This is a genomic window from Massilia aquatica, from assembly GCF_011682045.1.
Lineage (GTDB): Bacteria > Pseudomonadota > Gammaproteobacteria > Burkholderiales > Burkholderiaceae_D > Telluria_A > Telluria_A aquatica.
Genome location: NZ_VVIW01000002.1, coordinates 384,812 through 401,819 on the forward strand (window position 1 = coordinate 384,812; position 17,008 = coordinate 401,819).

The 17,008-nt window shown below is 67.3% G+C and carries 17 protein-coding genes; 8 read left to right on the forward strand and 9 right to left on the reverse strand.

Translation table 11 applies throughout. The features are described 5' to 3' along the window. Positions 1-28: 28 nt before the first annotated feature. The 3 genes from F1609_RS04705 to F1609_RS04715 all read left to right on the forward strand — a co-directional run bounded on the left by F1609_RS04705 (position 29) and on the right by F1609_RS04715 (position 1,540). Positions 29-577 (forward strand): FixH family protein, encoded by a 549-nt coding sequence (locus F1609_RS04705; protein WP_167075174.1) that lies wholly within the window; start codon positions 29-31, stop codon positions 575-577. Between the two features lie 26 nt (positions 578-603). Next, complete coding sequence (locus F1609_RS04710) at positions 604-825, forward strand: hypothetical protein (RefSeq protein WP_187367122.1); 222 nt, start codon at positions 604-606, stop codon at positions 823-825. A 145-nt stretch (positions 826-970) separates the two neighbouring features. Next, positions 971-1,540, forward strand: coding sequence for a hypothetical protein (locus F1609_RS04715; protein ID WP_167075176.1), 570 nt, complete (start codon positions 971-973; stop codon positions 1,538-1,540). Positions 1,541-1,565: 25 nt separating this feature from the next. Here the strand turns inward: F1609_RS04715 and fnr are convergent, their stop codons facing one another. The 4 genes from fnr to F1609_RS04730 all read right to left on the reverse strand — a co-directional run bounded on the left by fnr (position 1,566) and on the right by F1609_RS04730 (position 4,719). Beyond that, positions 1,566-2,333, reverse strand: coding sequence for a fumarate/nitrate reduction transcriptional regulator Fnr (gene fnr, locus F1609_RS04720; RefSeq protein WP_167075178.1), 768 nt, complete (start codon positions 2,331-2,333; stop codon positions 1,566-1,568). Between the two features lie 192 nt (positions 2,334-2,525). Further along, the gene (rhlE1, locus tag F1609_RS04725; RefSeq protein WP_167075180.1) at positions 2,526-3,773 is read right to left on the reverse strand and encodes an RNA helicase RhlE1; all 1,248 of its coding nucleotides are present in this window, start codon (positions 3,771-3,773) and stop codon (positions 2,526-2,528) included. 73 nt (positions 3,774-3,846) lie between these two features. After that, positions 3,847-3,975 carry a hypothetical protein gene (locus F1609_RS35020; RefSeq protein ID WP_267876769.1) on the reverse strand — a complete coding sequence of 43 codons (129 nt, stop codon included), beginning with the start codon at positions 3,973-3,975 and terminating at the stop codon, positions 3,847-3,849. A gap of 72 nt (positions 3,976-4,047) precedes the next feature. Continuing rightward, positions 4,048-4,719 carry a hypothetical protein gene (locus F1609_RS04730; protein ID WP_167075182.1) on the reverse strand — a complete coding sequence of 224 codons (672 nt, stop codon included), beginning with the start codon at positions 4,717-4,719 and terminating at the stop codon, positions 4,048-4,050. A gap of 324 nt (positions 4,720-5,043) precedes the next feature. Here F1609_RS04730 and F1609_RS04735 point away from each other — a divergent pair, with 324 nt between their 5' ends. Then, a complete protein-coding gene (locus F1609_RS04735) occupies positions 5,044-6,879 on the forward strand; it encodes a DUF885 domain-containing protein (RefSeq protein ID WP_167075184.1) in 1,836 nt (611 codons plus the stop codon). Between the two features lie 255 nt (positions 6,880-7,134). Here the strand turns inward: F1609_RS04735 and F1609_RS04740 are convergent, their stop codons facing one another. From F1609_RS04740 to F1609_RS04755, 4 genes are read right to left on the reverse strand one after another with little or no spacing between them, the layout of a single operon-like run. Continuing rightward, a complete protein-coding gene (locus tag F1609_RS04740) occupies positions 7,135-9,711 on the reverse strand; it encodes a hypothetical protein (protein ID WP_167075186.1) in 2,577 nt (858 codons plus the stop codon). 28 nt (positions 9,712-9,739) lie between these two features. Beyond that, positions 9,740-10,576 (reverse strand): fimbrial biogenesis chaperone, encoded by an 837-nt coding sequence (locus F1609_RS04745; RefSeq protein ID WP_167075188.1) that lies wholly within the window; start codon positions 10,574-10,576, stop codon positions 9,740-9,742. 26 nt (positions 10,577-10,602) lie between these two features. Beyond that, positions 10,603-11,085: a DUF4402 domain-containing protein gene (locus F1609_RS04750; RefSeq protein WP_167075190.1), complete on the reverse strand. Its 483-nt coding sequence runs from the start codon at positions 11,083-11,085 to the stop codon at positions 10,603-10,605. Next, positions 11,072-11,614, reverse strand: coding sequence for a DUF4402 domain-containing protein (locus tag F1609_RS04755; protein ID WP_167075192.1), 543 nt, complete (start codon positions 11,612-11,614; stop codon positions 11,072-11,074). Before F1609_RS04755 ends, F1609_RS04750 begins: the two co-directional genes overlap by 14 nt. A 369-nt stretch (positions 11,615-11,983) precedes the next feature. On the opposite strand from F1609_RS04755, the gene F1609_RS04760 reads away from it, so the two are divergent. The 4 genes from F1609_RS04760 to F1609_RS04775 all read left to right on the forward strand — a co-directional run bounded on the left by F1609_RS04760 (position 11,984) and on the right by F1609_RS04775 (position 16,103). Further along, positions 11,984-13,252, forward strand: a complete 1,269-nt coding sequence (locus F1609_RS04760) for a histidine kinase (protein WP_167075194.1) — start codon at positions 11,984-11,986, stop codon at positions 13,250-13,252. Further along, a complete protein-coding gene (locus tag F1609_RS04765; RefSeq protein ID WP_167075196.1) occupies positions 13,245-14,015 on the forward strand; it encodes a LytR/AlgR family response regulator transcription factor in 771 nt (256 codons plus the stop codon). The genes F1609_RS04760 and F1609_RS04765 overlap by 8 nt, the downstream gene beginning before the upstream one ends. A gap of 131 nt (positions 14,016-14,146) precedes the next feature. Further along, positions 14,147-14,638 (forward strand): hypothetical protein, encoded by a 492-nt coding sequence (locus F1609_RS04770; protein ID WP_167075198.1) that lies wholly within the window; start codon positions 14,147-14,149, stop codon positions 14,636-14,638. Positions 14,639-14,804: 166 nt separating this feature from the next. Next, positions 14,805-16,103, forward strand: coding sequence for an NAD(P)/FAD-dependent oxidoreductase (locus tag F1609_RS04775; RefSeq protein ID WP_167075200.1), 1,299 nt, complete (start codon positions 14,805-14,807; stop codon positions 16,101-16,103). On the opposite strand, the gene F1609_RS04780 is transcribed toward F1609_RS04775, so the two are convergent. Next, the gene (locus F1609_RS04780) at positions 16,100-16,819 is read right to left on the reverse strand and encodes a sensor histidine kinase (RefSeq protein WP_167075202.1); all 720 of its coding nucleotides are present in this window, start codon (positions 16,817-16,819) and stop codon (positions 16,100-16,102) included. The genes F1609_RS04775 and F1609_RS04780 overlap by 4 nt on opposite strands. Between the last annotated feature and the right edge of the window lie 189 nt (positions 16,820-17,008).

A 17,008-nucleotide genomic window follows, 5' to 3' on the forward strand; every position in this document is an offset into this window, starting at 1 on the left:
GCCAGAATAAGTAAAAAAGGAGACTCGCATGCAAACCGCCTCACCTCTGAACCCGCCGCCCAAGCCGTGGTACAAGCACCGCTGGCCGTGGTTGCTGATGCTCGGTCCCGCCATCGTGGTGGTGGCCGGCGTCAACCTCGGCATCATTGCCTATCGCGGCCAGGACGCCATGGTCGTCGACGACTACTACAAGAAGGGCAAGGCCATCAACCAGGACTTGCGGCGCGACCGCGCGGCCAGCGCCATGCGCCTCGGTTTCGATGCGCGCTACGATCCGGCCACTGAAAAACTGGCCGGGACGTTGAGCAGCGGCGGGCAGCCCTTGAGCGCGCCATTCAGCATCCACCTGGCGCACGCCACCCAGCCTGAAAAGGATCGCAAGCTCGACGTGATCCCGGATGGAGAGGGGCGTTTTTCAGTGGCCCTGCCGATGCTTGAGCGGGCGCGCTGGCAGGTCGTGGTCGAAGGCGGCAAGAATGACTGGCGCCTGGCGGCGGCCTGGCACTGGCCGCGCGAGCAGGCGCTGGCGATCAAGGCGGACGCGCTGGAACCGGCTGGGGAACCAGCTAACAAATAAGAGGGGAGGCTTGAATGCGACTTGCGATGAAAGTACTGTGGCCCGCCTTCCTGGCGGCGATGCTGGCCGAAGGCTGCTTCTTTGCGCTGTTCGACCCGCGCGAAACGCTGCACGTGGGCGAGAGCGCGCTCTCGCCGATGGCGGTGTACACGCTCGGCTTTTTCTTCTTCTGGGTCTTTTGCGCGCTGGCCAGCATGCTGACCTATTATCTGGTGGTGATTCCGGACGATCCGCATCCGCCGTTCTAGGGGCGGTGCCTGGCTGGCGGCTTGCCCGGGCCCGGACGCGCACTCGCTGTCGCATGCGCTCCGGCTCGGGCAATCCGTGCGTGAACTATACTGTCCTGCTGCTGTCTGATAAATACAGCCAACCACGCCAGGACGGGATACCCGGATGATGAAAATCGACATTCCAACTTCCAACAAGCAAGTTTTCTTGATCGGCATGCTGATCGCGGTGCCGCTTCTGCTGAGCACGTTCTTCTATTACCTGACCCCGCACCAAAAAGTGCCGGGGGCCATGGAAACCGGATTGGTCGGCGGCCTACTCGTGGCATCGGGATTGTTCGTCCTGGCTCTCTGCGCAAGCATGCTGATGCGTCACTCGGTCGAACTGGGCGCCGACGACATTGTGGTCAGGCATGCCTTCTATACTTTCAGGCTGGCGCGCGCGGACATCCGTGCGCCTGCGATCGAGCGCCTGCCCGACGTGCGCAGCCTGGGCATCTCGACCAAGAGGAACGGCATCGCCGCCGTCGGATATTATTCGGGATGGTTCAACGCCAGCAAGGGCGAGCGGGTATTCATGGCGGTGTCCGGCGTACCGGTTGTGGTGTTGCGCTTTACCGGCCATCCGAAGTGCTCGGTGCTGGCCATGAGCAGCAGTGGCAGCCTGGAAACAGACCTCGCGGCCTGGCTCGCGCAAGGCTCAGCCGCGCCGGCGCGCGGCGGGCTGCCCGCCTGAGCGCCCCTCGCCGGGCGCCCCCGGCTTACGCCATCGGGCTGCACTGCTCGGTGCCGGCGGCCAGTGCCTTGAGCATGGCCGGGTCGAGCAGGGTCAGTTCGCGCTTGTCGACGCTGATCCAGCCCTGCTTTTTAAAGCGCGACAGCAGGCGGCTGATGCTTTCGATGGTCAACCCCAGGTAGTTGCCGATATCTTCGCGCGACATGCGCAGCTGGAAGCTGGTGGCCGAGTAGCCGCGTGCCGCGTAGCGTGCCGACAGGTTGACCAGGAACACGGCAAAGCGCTGTTCCGCCCGCATATTTCCCAGCAACAGCATGACATTCTGCTCACGCGTGATTTCCTGGCTCATGATGCGGTGGAAATGGCGCAGCAGGGTCGGCACCTGGCCGAACAGTTCTTCCAGGCGCTCGAACGGAATTTCGCACACTTCGCTGTCTTCGAGCGCGACCGCGTCGCAATGGTGGCGCTCGCCGCTGATGGCGTCCATGCCCAGCAGTTCGCCGGCCATCTGGAAACCGGTGATCTGCTGCTCGCCGTTGGCATTGACCTGGTAGGTCTTGAAGTGCCCGAAGCGGATCGCGTACAGGTTGCGGAACGGCTCGTCCATCTGGTACAGGCGTTCGTCGCGCAACAGGCGGCGGCGCTTGCCGATGATGTTGTCGAGCCGGGTGATGTCGTCGTTTTCGAGTCCCATCGGCAGGCAGAGCTGGTGCATGCTGCACCCTGCACAGCTTGCCTTTAGTGCTGCGACGTTCAGCATGGCTGCGGGAACGAATGGAAGAGGCTGAGGCATAGGGTCTGACGGTTTGTGGCTTGAGCCGTATGATACCCCAATGGAACCTTGGCGCACAGGCTATTACCGGCGCAGAGTCGCCATCATCTCCAGTACAGATGCCCGTTTGTCCATGGCAGCAAGGCGTTATCACCGCCCGTGTTGTGCGAGTCCTAACAGAGTGCTGCAAGACCCGCCCGGCTTCCCGATCGCCTAGCGCGGGCGGAAGCGCACGTCGACGTTCGAGACGTCGCCGGCGACCTTGGCTTTCTTCGGCTTCTTCGGTTTTTTCAGCACTTCGCCGGTGGTGTTGGTGACCGGCACTCGGTGTTCCGGCGAGAAGCCAGGTTCCTCGATCCGTTCCAGGGTCTGCTTCGTCAGGATTTCGATGGCGGCCAGCAATTGCACTTCATCCGCGCACACCAGCGAGACCGCCTCGCCCGAGGCGCCCGCGCGGCCGGTGCGGCCGGTGCGGTGGATGTAGTCTTCGGCCACGATCGGCAGGTCGAAATTGACCACCTGCGGCAAGTCGTCGATATCGAGCCCGCGCGCGGCCACGTCGGTTGCCACCAGAATCTTCGCTTCGCCCGCCTTGAAGCGCTCGAGCGCGCGCAGGCGGGCCGGCTGCGGCTTGTCGCCATGGATCGAATCGGCCGCGATGCCCTGCGCCTGCAAGGTCTCGACCAGCTGCTCGACGCCCTTGCGCGTCTTGACGAACACCAGCACCTGGCCCCAGCGGTGTTTTTTCAGCAGATGGAGAAACAATTCCGGCTTGCGTTTTTTGTCGACCGGCACCACCCACTGGCGGATGCGCTTGACCGTGCTGTTGCGCGGGCTGACCTCGATGCTGAGCGGATCGCTCAGCAACTTGCCGGCCAGCGCGCGGATCTCGTCCGAAAACGTGGCCGAAAACAGCAGGGTCTGGCGTTTTTTCGGCAGGGCCGCGAACACCGCGTCCAGTTCGCGCGAAAAGCCCAGGTCGAGCATGCGGTCGGCTTCGTCCAGCACCAGCGTCTCGAGCTGGTCGAATTTGAGCGCGTTCTGGCGGTACAGGTCGAGCAGGCGGCCGGGGGTGGCCACCAGCACGTCGAGTCCCTTGCGCAGCTTCATCATTTGCGGATTGATGCTGACGCCGCCGTAGGCCACATGGGTGCGTAGCGGCAAGCCGGCGCCGTAGGCGCGGAAACTCTCGTGCACCTGCTCGGCCAGTTCGCGCGTGGGCACCAGCACCAGCACGCGCACCGCGTTGGCGCCGACCTGGCCCTGCAGGGTCAGGCGCTGCAACAGGGGCAGGGCAAAGCCGGCGGTCTTGCCGGTGCCGGTCTGGGCGGCGGCCATCATGTCGCGTCCGGCCAGCACGGCGGGAATGGCTTGCGCCTGCACGGGCGTGGGCGTGCTGTAGCCGAGCGCGTCGAGCGTGCGCACGAGAGGGTCGATCAGACCGAGGGAATCAAAAGACATGGGGAAGCGACCTTGCGGCAAAAGAACAAGGGCGTAGTTTACTCTGTCCGGCGCTTGCCGGGGCGCAAAAGGCCTACGCGCTCGATGCGGCCGTCGCTACTTGCGGCTTGGTCGGTTCGGGCTTGTCGCCACAGCCGGCCATGGCCAGCATGAGCATGCAGCAGGCGGCAAGCGCCGCGAGCGGGTGACAGCGTGGTTTCATGGCGCACTCCCTTGTAAAAAGGATATCCTACCCAAAACCACGCCCGCGCGGCGCGCTGTTAGTGCTTGCTGATCAGAAACGGTAGCTGATACCGGCGCGCAGCACCGGATAGACCTTGTAGGCCTCGACGTCGGCTTCCATTTTCACGCGCTCGGTGGCCACGTCGCGCGCCAGCACCGTGCAGACGGCGGCGGTACCGGTACATTGCGAATTGGTCAGGCGGCCCTTCGGATGACCCTGCCACAACGCGCCCAGGTCGGCGCTGACGTGCCACTTCTTGTCGGTGCTCAGGGCATTGCCCCAGCCCACGCCGATGTAAGGCGCGCCCTTGTTGTACTCGATGCCGCCGTTGAGGATGCCGACCTGGCTGGCGGCGTAGGTCTTGCCGTTGATGTTGAAGTTGCCGTTCGAATCCTGGCGCGCCACCATGCTGATCTTGTTACCGTTGTAGACCACGCCGCCGGTCAGGCGGAACGGGCTGTTATCGATCAGGTGCCAGTCGAACAGCACATCGATATTTTGCAGCTTGGCTTTCATGGTGTAGCTCAGGGTGCTGGCGGTATCGTTGTATTCGTGCTGGAAGTAGCTGGCGCCGAAACGGGCGTTCAGCGTTTTTTCCATCGGGAAAATCACGTGGGCGCCGACGCCGGTGGTGCCGACTTCGCCGGTGACGGCGAACTGGGCGTGGGCGTTCGCTGCCAGCAACATGGCGGCGGCCGCCAGGACGGTATTCTTGATGTACATGCAATGACCTTTGACGAATGACTGGGGATGGCGGCATTGTACCGCTTGCGCGGCAACAAGCTCTGGCATCGTGGCCCGCCATGCTACCGCAGTCGGGGCTGTCGATCCAGTCCCTTAAGGTAAGCAATTGTCGTTTTTTGTCGCGCTGGCTGACTGTGCCGGCGCGCGCCGATCGGGCGTTTCTCTTGTATTGACGGGCGTCCCGTCGGGCTTTGTTCCATGCCGGCGCTGTGGTTTCTTGTCGGAATCCATGATAAATTCTGTCGCGCTTGAAAGCAGGCCGTCTGCAACAAGCCCACGACACATAGACCAGGAGACTTTCGCATGCATACACCGTTCCGCCGCGCCCTCGCGCCTTGCCTGACCGCCGCGCTGGTGGCGCTGTCGCTCGGCGGCGCCGCCTTGCCGGCGCTGGCCGCCGCTGGCGCGAGCGCGCTGGCCGGCGTGGAAAAGCGCGATGCGGCCTTCGACAAATGGGCCGACGGTTTTGCCGCCGACTGGGTGCGCCTGTCGCCCCAGCGCGCCACCGGCGACCAGTATTTTTCCGGCGCCGAACAGCAAGCGCTGGACCGCCAGCTGGCGCCGATCACACCGGCGCAGCGCGCAAAATATACGGCGCTGGCCAAGGCCGGCGTGGCGCGCCTGGACCGTTTTCTGGCCGGCCCGCTCGACGCCACCCAACGCGTGTCCGCCGAAACCATGCGCTGGTCGCTGGCCAATCATGTGGCCGGCGAGCGTTTCGACGACCACGCGTTCGTGTTCTCGCAATTTGGCGGCACGCATATCGCGCTGGTCAACTTCATGACCAGCACGCACCCCATGCGGCGCGCGGCCGATGTCGACAGCTACCTGGCGCGCCTGGCGCAGATCGGCGAGCGCATGGACCAGGCCAGCGCGCGTGCGCGTGCCAGCGCGGCGCGCGGCATGCTGCCGCCGCGCTTCATCCTCGAACGCGCGCAGGGGCAGGTCGACGCCTTCCTCAAGCCGTCGGCCGATAAAAACGTGCTGGTGACCTCGCTCGCCGAACGCAGCACCGCGCTGGCCGACCTGAGCCCGCAAGCGCGCGCCGCCGCCATCGGCAAGGCCACCGCGATTGTCGGCAAGCGCATTTTGCCGGCGTATGCCAGGACCCAGGCGCTGCTGGCCGAACTGCACCCGAAGACTGGCGACGACGCCGGCATCGCGCGCCTGCCCGACGGCGCCGCCGCCTACAGCCACGCCCTGGCCAGCTACACCGGCACCACCCTGAGCGCGGCGCAGATCCACGCGATCGGGCTGCGCGAAGTGGCGCGCATCGAGGGCGAGATGGACCGCCACCTGCGCCAGTTGGGTTTTACCGAAGGCAGCATCGACGTGCGCATGAAAGCGCTCGACAAAACCTTCCAGCCGGGGGCCGACCCCGATCCGCGCGCGGCCATCCTGGCCAGCTACGTCGCGATGGTCAAGGATGCCGAACAGCGCAGCGCCAAGCTGTTCAACCTGATGCCGCGCGCGCCGGTGGAAGTGCGGCGCGAACCGCCGCTGACCGAAGGCAGCGCCTCGGCGCACTACAGCCTGCCCGCGCCGGACGGCAGCCTGCCCGGCATCTTCTGGGTACCGATGCGCGGGCCGACGTTCGACATGATCCGCATGCGCAGTTTGGCGTATCACGAAGCGGTGCCGGGCCACCACTTCCAGCTCGCCATCCAGCAAGAGCTTGGCGGCCTGCCCAAATTCCGCACGCAGCGCATTTTTGGCGGCGGCAGCGCGCACTCGGAAGGCTGGGCGCTGTACACCGAGCGGCTGGCGGTGGAGCAGGGCTGGTACGAAGGCGACGTGCCGGGTTTGCTCGGTGCGCTCGGGTCCGAACTGTTCCGCGCGCGCCGGCTGGTGGTCGACACCGGCCTGCACAGCAAGGGCTGGACGCGCCAGCAAGCGATCGACTACGGCATTGGCGCGGCCGAGGTCGAGCGCTACGTGGTGTGGCCTGGGCAGGCCTGCGCCTACATGCTCGGCATGCTGCGCATCCTCGAACTGCGCGACAAGGCCCGGCTGGCGCTGGGCGAGCGCTTCACCTTGCCCGCGTTCCACGACGTCATCCTCAAAAACGGCTCCGTGCCGATGGATGTGCTCGCCAAAATCATCGACCAATGGATCGCGGAGCAAGCCAAGCCCGCCTGAGCCCCTCCCAACCGGGGTCTGACCTTCATGCCGCTAAGTTAAGCTCTTTTTGCCACAGCACTAGGTTCCGTCATTCCCGCGCAGGCGGGAATCCAAGGCATCTTTGCTGAGCGACAGTGCCTTGGATTCCCTACGCGGGAACGACGGAGCTTAAGTTAGCGACATCTGCGGGGTGCGCGGTTTTGCAAGAATATGAAATGTTGCGAATTAAAGCTCTGACCCCGGTTGTCGGGCGTTTCTGATGCGTTTGGGGGATCATCTGATGACGTGGAAGTCTTTGCCGTTGATGATAGTGCCGGTGCTGTCGATGGTGATCAGGTGCATGCCGGTCTCTTGCAAGCCTAGCCTGACGAGCTGGGTCGGGGCGATGCGCAGCAGGTAGTTGCCCGGGGCGATGCCGGCCAGCACGTAGTAGCCGTCGGCGCCGCTGGTTGTCTTGCCGATCACTTTGCCGCCCCGGTCGAGCAGTTCGAGCTCGAAGTCGCCCATGCCGCGCTGGCCGCCCGCGCCAGACAGCCAGGTGGTGCCGTCAATCTCGCCCGTGACGCCCACCGCCACTTCCAGCCGGCTGACCTTGCCCGGCCGCGGGACCAGCCGCCGTCCCGCTTCGCGCGCCTGCCATTGCGGGTCTTCCAGTGTGCCCGGATCGATCGCGATGTCGGCGTGCTGGTGCGCCGGCAGCCGGTTCAGGTAGGCCACGCCGTCGTCGCCGCTGCGCGCCAGGTGGGCGCCGCCGTTGACGGCAAATCCCGCGCCCTTGATCGGTTCGTCGTCGCCATCCATCACGCCGTTGTCGTTCTTGTCGAGAAAGACGCGGACCGAGGCCGCGCCGCCGCCGGCCATGGGCACGGCGTCGTGCAGCCAGCGCCCGCTTCGCGGTTCCCGGCCCAGCGCCATGAACAGCTGGACCCCGCGACCATAGGCGCCGCGGCTGGTGTAGAACGCGCTCACGCCCAGGCCGACGCTGCCCACACCCTTGTTGAGCGAGGCGCTCCAGCGCAGCTGCGGGTCGGCGAAGGTGCGCGCGACGGCGCCGTTGAGAAGGATGCCGTCGCCGACCAGTTTGTCGGCCGCCAGCGCCAGCGACGTGATGCCGGCCTCGGGCAGGATGGCGTATTGCAGCTGGCCGCTGATGCCCACGCCGGCCACGCGCCGGCTGGCCTGCACGCCTCCGTCGGCCTGGCGCGCGCTACCGCTGGCGCGCCAGTGGAGGTTGCCGCTCATGGCCGTGCCCTGGCTGTACGCGGACAGGCGCGCGCCGGCCTCGTGCCGGGTGGCGCCGGATCCGAGCTGCTCGCGCCGCAGTTGCAGCGCCAGCGGGATCGGGGTGCGCCCGCCGCCCGGCAGCAGGCCGTCGAGCCGTACCTCGTCGCGGCTGCGCAGCGGGTCGGCGTCGGGCAAAAACAGTTCGCTGCTAAAGCCGTCCAGGCGCGCGTGACTGGCGCCGAGCGCCATGCCGCCAATCCGCGTCTTGATGCCGATCCGGGCCAGCGTGCCGCCGTCATCGGCGCGCGCCAGCGCGGCGTCGGCCAGCAGCGCGCGCCAGTAGCCGTGCAGGCCGAGGTTGGCGTAGCGCCGCTGCCGCCCGTCCAGCGCCAAGCGTGCCACGCCGCCGCTGGCGCTCAGTTGCGGCAGCACCCCGGCTTCGACCTGGGCCAGCGCGCGCTCGCCGCCCTGGACGCTGGCGCTGTAGGCGATGGCGCCGGGCGCCAGCACCGCCTGGTCGATCAGGAAGCTCTGGCGCTCGACGCGCAGTTGGCCCAGCGGCCCGTGGAACACCAGGCGAAATTCATTGCTGCCGTAGATCAGGGGCTGGTCGTCGAAACGGTAGCGGCCATCGGGGCGCGCTTGCTGGAAGCCGATCAGGGCGTTGTTGAAGTACAGTTCCACGTCCCAGCCGGGCGCCAGGTCGCCTTGCAGGGTGTGGCGGTCGGTGCGCCCCGGCTGGCCGAGCGCGCGGTTGGAGATGGCCACGCCGGCACGGCCGCTGCTGGCCAGCGCAATGTCGGCCACGCCCGTGGCGAGCACGCTGCCGATCTGGATCGTGCGTGCGCGAAAGGGACCGAGCAGGCCGGCGTCGGGGTCGTTGCGGGCCAGGGTCATGCGCGTGCTGGCGCCGGCCGCGCGGTTGGCCGCGCTGACGTACAGCGCCGCCTCCATGCCCACCAGATCGGTGGTGAGGTAGGCGGTGTAGCCGATCGTGCTGCCGCCGCGCCGCAGGTCGGCGGACACGGTCTGGTCGATAAAGGGCACGCCGGCCAGCGCGTACGGTGTGTCGAGGCGCGGGTAGGCGGGGGCGGGGGCGGGGGCGGCGCGCCGCGCCGGACCTGTGCGCGACTGGCGTTCGAGGCGCGCCTGCAGCGGCAGCGGTTCGCGCGCGCGCACGCGCAGCACCAGGCTGGCCATGTCGATGTCGAGGTCGAGCGGCAGCCATTGCGCCAGCAGGCGGCTGGCGATGTACAGGTCGTCCGGGTGGCGCAGCACGCGCGCCGCGTCGACACCGGCGCGCCGCTCGCCGATCACCACCAGGCGCTGCGCCAGGTCGAGCCGGAAGCCGCGTTGCTCGTCGAGGATGTAGCCGCTGGCGATGCCGTCGGCCGGCTCGGTGCGGATGGCGATGGTGAGCAGGCGCGCCAGTTCGCCGAGCGGCAGGTAGATGTCGTCGCCGTGCTGGTAGGCGCCGACGGCGTCCGACACCAGGTGCTCGCCGAGCCGCACTTCGAGCACCAGGTCGGGACCGTCGGCGGCGCGCGCCGGCGCCAGCACCAGCACCGCCAATAACCACAGAAGGCAGAGGCGGCAAGCGCGCTGGCGCAGGCGGTGCGGATGCATGGTGACGCGGACTTTGGCCGCGCTCCTGTCAGGGCAGGGCCAGCGTGGCTTCGGCCAGCAGGGCGCCGCCGGCTTCGGCCCGTTCGCGAAAGCGCAGGTGCACGGTGCCGCGCGCCAGGTTCACGCCGGCCGGCATGGCCAGGCTGGCCTTGCGCAGCGGATTGGGGGTGTAGATGGCCACCCCGGCTGCCCTGGCCAGCACCTGTTCGGCGCCGCCCTGCGGGGTGAAGGCGGCGCTGATGTCGCCATACACCGAGCTGTCGCCGCTGCGCGCGATCTGGAACACCAGCTGCGCGCCCTGGCTGTTCTTTTGCAGCGCCAGCGCCCCGAGGGTCACGCTGGCGCCTCCGGTCTGGTGCCGCACGATGACGGGAATCGAGGCGCCGATCAGGGACTTGAGCACCACGCCGATCTGCTGGGCGCCGGCGCTTTGCTGTTCGACGCTGGTGGCGGCGCTGCTGTCGGCCAGTTTTTCGAAGTGCAGGTGGGAGCGGTATTCGCCGGCCGCCAGCGTCTCCGGTTTGCGCAGCATCACGCGCACCACCTGGGCGCTGCCGGGCAGCAGGGTGACCTGGCGCGGCGAAAAACTGAGCATGGCGTCGGCGAAGCGGTCGTCCGGCCCGGCCGTGGCGACACTGGTGAACTCGCCGTTCTCGCTCATGCGCCGGTTGACAAGGCTGATGCGGTAGGTGGCGGGGGTGCTGTCGCTGTTGATCAGTTCAACCTGGGCGGCGCGGGCGTTCTTGGTGAACACCACGCGGGTCGGATTGAGCATCAGGCCGGCCAGCGCTTGCAGCGGCAGCACGGCCATCAGAGCGGCGGCAAGCAGGCGCGCGGGGCGCGGGAGAGTCAAGGTGGAATGCATGGTGGGCCTCGCGTGACGATGATCGGCTATTGATATTCGATGGTGATGTGGAAGGCGCCGCTGTAGTTGCCGGCGCGCTGGCTCGGGCCGACCTGCAAGGTGGCGCCGACCGAGAGCACCTGGCTGCCGCCGGTGAGCACGCCGCCGCCGGCAGGAACGCTGGTAAACCCGGTCAGTGTCATGCTGCCGGCGCCGGCGCTGATGCTGGCGGCCCCCGGCAGGCTGACGATGTAGACCAGGTTGGCGTTGGCCGGCGCGTGGTCGCTGATGGCGAACCTGGCCGGCGCCGCCGCCGACGGCAGCAGCAGCACCCCGCCGCCGGCCGCGCGGTTGCCGTGCGCATCGACGCTGACGCTGCCGGCGGAGATGGCGGCGAAGCGGCCGAAGGCCAGGCCGCCGGCCGGCGCGGCGTTCAACTGCGCGCGCGCCGGCGCGGCTGCCAGCGCGGTTGCCAGCAAGGCCAGCGCCACGGCCAACGCGCCGCCGCGCTGCGCGTCAGTTGTATTCAACGGTGGCGATGACATTGCCGGCATACACGCCAGGAACCTGGTTGGCTGCCACGGTCAGGGTGCCGCCCACATACAGCGACTGGGTGCCGCCGGCGGACAGGGTGCCGCTGGTCGCCTCGCCGCTGGTGCCGTCGGCACCGGTCAGGTCGCTGAATTTGGCCAGGGCCATGGTTTCGCCGGCGCCGCCGGTGTTGGTCAGCACGGCGCTGCCGGAGTGGGTGATGGTGTAGGTGCTGCCTGGCTCGCCGGTGATGTCGAACCTGGCGGCCGTGGTGGCCGGGCCGCTCATGCCCACCACGCCGCTGACGCTGCGCGCACCGCTGGTGCTGACGGTGATGGTGCCGCCAACGGCGGCGGCGAAATTGCCGAAGGCCAGCTGGATCGTCGGCGTGATGGCGATCGGGGTCACCACGGTGCCGCCGGCAGTAGCCGTTGCCTGCGCCGCGTGGGCCGGTACGCCCAGGCCCAGGCCGGCGGCGATGAAAGCGAGTGCGGCCAGGGTGCGCTTGTGTTGGATCGTCGTGTTCATTCCAGCTCCTTAGTTTGGTCGGTTGTTTTTCTTTGCAGAAGCTCTTTCTGCAAGGGAATAGTACCTGCCATTCCGCATGGAAAAAGCTGTGTGGCCCGGCCTTGCGGCAAAGCTTGATATGCATCTAAAGCCGGTCGCGGTCCGGCCCCGGAATGTTGCGCAATTGCCGCGCAAGGGTGGCGCCGGTGGGGCGGCTGGGCGAGGCTTGTCCGGTGTGCTATCTTGCATGCCGGAAAACTTCCAGGCGGACGGCCGGGAGGGCGAAGCCGGTGTTCGTCGGCGCCGGCGCGGTTTCGTCGGAATCGGTTCCGGCCGCCCGGGTCCGCTTGCTATAGTCGTTTCCACTTCTCCCTGACTGGATTGCTGACCATGACGAGTTTCTTTTTTATCTTCCGGATGACCCTGGCGTGGGGTATCGCCAGCACGGTGCTGGCGATCACGGTGGCGCAGACCATCTTCAGCGAGCGCGAGGCCGGCGGCTCGCTGCTGCTGCTGGTGCTGGGCACCATGGCGTTTGCCGCCATCACCGCGTTTTCGCATGTGCGCCGGGTGCGCCTGCTCACGGGCGAGGTCAATGGCGCCACCTTGTCGAGCCGGCAGCGGCGCCAGATCGAGGTACCGTTCGAGGCCGGCGAGGCGTTCGACATCATCGACGCCGCCATCCGCGACCTGCCCGGCGCCGAGCAGGTCGACAGCGCGCGCGACAGCCTGCAGGTGCGCGCCAAGATCCGCTACCTGCATCCCTACCGCGGCGGCGTGCTGTGGCAAATGACCGGCCACAGCGGCCCGAGCGCGAACCAGGTGATCGTCACCGTCACGCCGAACGGCGACGCCGGCAGCGTGACCCTGATCTGCGAGCCGGAGCGCTGGGCCTGGACCGACTGGTTCCTGGTCGACGGCGGCGCCAATCTCGAAAACGCCGAGGCCATCGGCCGCGCGGTGGCGCGCCGGGTGGCCGAGCGGCGCCGCAGCGAGCAGGCGGCGGCCGTGCAGAGCGCGACCGAGAAGGAGTTGACCGTGGCCAAACTGAGCCTGCTGCATGCGCAGGTCGAGCCGCATTTTTTGTACAACACCTTAGCCAGCGCGCAGCTGCTCACGCGCAGCGATCCGGCCCGCGCCGACCAGATGCTGGGCAACCTGATCGCCTACCTGCGCAATTCACTGCCGCGCACCGACGACGCGCTCTCGACCCTGGGCAAGGAGCTGGAACGGGCGCGCGCCTATCTCGACATCCTGGTGATCCGCATGGGGCCACGCTTGCGCCTGCAGGTCGAGGTGGAGGCCCGCTTGCACGACGCGCCGTTTCCCGCCATGATGCTGCAGACCCTGGTCGAAAACGCCATCAAGCATGGGCTGGAAGCGAAGGCGGGCGGCGGCACGGTGTGGATCATCGCGCGCGTGCATGACGGCGTGCTGGCGCTGACGGTGGCCGACGATGGGCGCGGCTTTTCCAGTGAAGGCGGCGGCACCGGCATCGGCCTGCGCAATGTGCGCGAGCGGCTGCGCCTGGCCTACGGCAGCGCCGCCGGCTTTACCATCGTGTCGAACTATCCGAGCGGGGTGGCGGCGACGATCAGCATTCCTTATTCGGGGACTGCGCACAGCACGGTAACGGCGGAGGCGCAGCAGCATGACTGATTGTGTGATTGCGGAAGATGAACAGCTGCTGCGCGACGAGCTGGTGCAACTGCTGGCGGCCGCCTGGCCGGACCTGCGCATCGTGGCCGCCTGCGACGACGGCGCCAGCGCGCTCGAAGCGATTGCCGCGAACCAGCCGCAGGTGGCCTTTCTCGACATCCGCATGCCCGGGCTGAGCGGGCTGGAAGTGGCCGGCGCGCTGGCCGGGGTCAGCCCGGCCACGCAGGTGGTGTTCGTGACCGCCTACGACCAGTATGCGATCGACGCATTCGAGCGCGGCGCGGTCGATTACCTGCTCAAGCCCGTGGTCCTGGCGCGCCTGGAGGCCACGGTGCGGCGCGTGAAGGCGCGCCTTTCCAGCGGCGCGGTCGACGCCGGCGCGCTGGCCGCCTTGCTGGCGCGGCTCGGGCAGGCGCCGCCCGCCGCGCCCAAGGTGGAGCCGCTGGTGTGGCTGACCGCCAGCGCGGGCCTTGAAACGCGCCTGATCATGGTCGAGGATGTGGCGTACTTCCAGGCCGACAGCAAGTACACGGTGGTGATGACGGCGCAGGGCGAAGCGCTGCTGCGCAAACCCATCCGCGAGCTGCTCGACGTGCTCGATCCGGCCACTTTCCGCCAGATTCACCGCTCGACCATCGTCAACCTCAAGGCGATCGCCTCGATTGCGCGCGACGAGAGCGGACGCGGGGTGCTGCGCCTGCGCACGCGCCCCGAAACGCTGGCCGTCAGCCAGCCGTTCATGGCGCTGTTCCGCGCCATGTAGGGGCTGTGTACGCTGGCGCACCGACTTAATCGTTGCTTTTGCTAAACTTATCAAGGTGAGCGGCAAGCCGGTGGCGGCCTGCGGCTGGCGGTGCGCCTGCCGGGTGCGCCTACTTTTTTAGTGAGGCAAGCATGAAAAACCTACTCATCGCCGCCGTCCTGCTGGGCGCGAGCCTGTCGGGGCAGGCCCAGGTCAATGTCCGCATCGATATCGGGCAGCCGGGATTTTACGGACGCATCGACCCCGCCGATTTCGGCCGGCCGCCGGTGGTGTATACCCAGCCGATCGTGGTCGAGCGCCATGCGCGCGGCGCGCCCGAGCCGGTGTATCTGCGCGTGCCGCCGGGGCACATGAAAAAATGGAGCAAGCATTGCGCGCGCTACGACGCGTGCGGGCGCCAGGTTTATTTTGTGCGCGACGAGTGGTACACCAACACCTATGCGCCGCGTTACCGCGAGATGCGCGGCGGCGGCGGGCGCGAGCGCGATCATGGACGCGACCGCGGCTACGATCGTCATGACCGCCACGACCGCGACGGGCGCGGCCACGGCAATGGGAATGGCCGCGGCAATGGCAATGGTCACGGCAATGGCCACGACCGCGACACAAACGGATTCCGTTGAAAACGTCTTTTTGCCGATAGCCCCGCAATCGTCGTTTCCGCCTGCGCGGGAACGACGGTTTCAAGCGCGGCGGTGGCATCGCGAGCTTCCCCTCAATTCGATAGCGTGGGCGCGATTGTCCGGATCACAGTAGACTAAGGTTGTCAAATAATTCAGGGAGATTCTCTTGCGCGGCGAAATTGTGATTGTCGGTGGTGGGGCGGGCGGTTTGGAGCTTGCCAGCAAACTGGGCCGCAAGCTGGGCCCGTCCAAGGTGTTCCTGGTCGATAGCCGCCTGTACCACATCTGGAAACCGTCCCTGCACGAAGTCGCCGCCGGCACCCTCGATATCCACCAGGAAGGCTTGTCCTACCAGATGCTGGCGCACGATAACGGCTTCAGCTTCGTGTACGGCCCGCTGACCGGGCTCGATGCGGCCGCGAAACGCCTCACCATCGGCGCCATCCGCACGGCGCAGGAAGAAGAAGTGCTGCCCGAACGCACGCTCGAGTTCGGCGCGCTGGTGATCGCCGTCGGCAGCACCTCGAACTATTTCGGCGTGCCGGGCGCGAAGGAATACACGATTTCCCTGAACGCGACCGAAGACGCCGAGCGCTTCCGCCTGCAACTGCTCAAATTGCTGGCGCGGGCAGATGCGCGCAAGCCGCACGAGCCGGCGGCGGGCGTCGATATCGTCATCATCGGCGGCGGCGCCACCGGCGTCGAACTGGCGGCCGAGCTGCGCGAAGCGAGCGCGGTGTACACCACCTACGGCTTCCAGCACCTCAAACCCCAGCAGGACGTGCGCATCACCCTGCTCGAAGGCGCGCCGCGCATCCTCGCGCCCTTGCCCGAACGCGTCTCGAACGCGGCCCTGAAGCTGTTGCACGAGCGCGGCATCAAGGTGGTCAACGAGTGCCGCGTGACTGGCATCGGGCCCGACCAGGTGAGCGACAAGAACGGCAACGTCTATCCCTCCGACCTGTGCGTGTGGGCGGCCGGCATCCGCGCGCCGGAATTCCTTGGCACGCTCGGCCTGCCGCTGGCCAAGGGCGGCCAGATCGAGGTCGACGGATTTTTACGCGTCAAGGATGCGCCGGACATCTACGCCATGGGCGATTGCGCCGCCTGCGTCGATGCCGGGGGCAAGATGGTGCCGCCGCGCGCCCAGGCCGCGCACCAGCAGGCCGATTACCTGCTGGCCACCTTCCTGCGCCAGCAGGCCGGCAAGGCGCCCCAGGCCAAGCCGTACGAATACAAGGATTATGGGTCGCTGGTGTCATTCGGCCAGACCACCACCGTCGGTAGCCTGATGGGCTCGCTGAAGGGCTTGAGCTGGTTCGTGGAAGGTTTCTTTGCGCGCATGATGTATGTCAGCCTGCACCTGATGCATCACGCGGCCGTGCTGGGGTCGGTGCGGACCGGCGTGCTGGCGCTGGCGCGCTTCCTGATCAAGCGCAGCACGCCGCAGGTCAAGCTGCATTAAAGCCCGGGCGCGGCCTTGGGCAGGGTCAGGGTCAGCACCGTGCCGCGCTGCTGGGCCGGCATGACCGAGAGCGCCCCGCCCAGGTAGCGGGCGCGTTCGCGCAGCAGGCGCAGGCCATGGCAGCCGGACGCGTCGCCCGGCTTCTCGCCCGGCCCGACGCCGTTGTCGCGCACCGTGAGCATGATCTCGTCGCCGCCGTCGTCAAGAATGACGTCGACTTCGGTCGCCTGCGCATGCGCGGCGATGTTGCGCAAGCCTTCTTCCAGCGCCCGCAGCAGGGCCACGCCGTGTTCGCGCGCACAGGCTTCGTCGTCGTCGGGCAGGCTGCAGCGCGCCAGCAGCTGGTGCTCCTTGCCGAAATCGCTCACCAGTTCGGCAATCGCCGATTTGATTCCCAGAAACTCCAACTTATCGTTCCACAGCGACAATTGCATGTCGCGATTGGTATTGATGATGGTCATCAGGAGTTGCTTCATCTGGGCGGTGCGGTCCTGCAAGGCCTGTTCCTTGGGCATTTGCTGGGTCAGCAGGGCCAGGTGCATGGTCAGGGCCGTCATGGACGAGCCGAGGCTGTCGTGCAGCTTGCGCGCCAGCAGGCGCCGTTCGTCATCCCAGCAGGTCGTCAGATGGCCGAGCAGTTCAGCCAGGTCGGCATTGCGTTCGGCAAGCTGGCGGTCGGGTGCGGCGTCGGGCGGAAGGGAGGGCGGTTGGGTCATGCTGGGCTCGATGAATGTTTCCCAAATCATACAACAGCTTGCGCGCGCCTGTCGCCGCGTCGCGCGGGGGCGTTTGGTGAAGTGGCGCCATGGCCATCAGATGCGTGGCGGGAGATGGATTCGCGATACGAGCTTACGACGCCAAGGTCAAGGCGCGGTCGGGGCGGATTGCCCGCCGCCGCGCAGGCT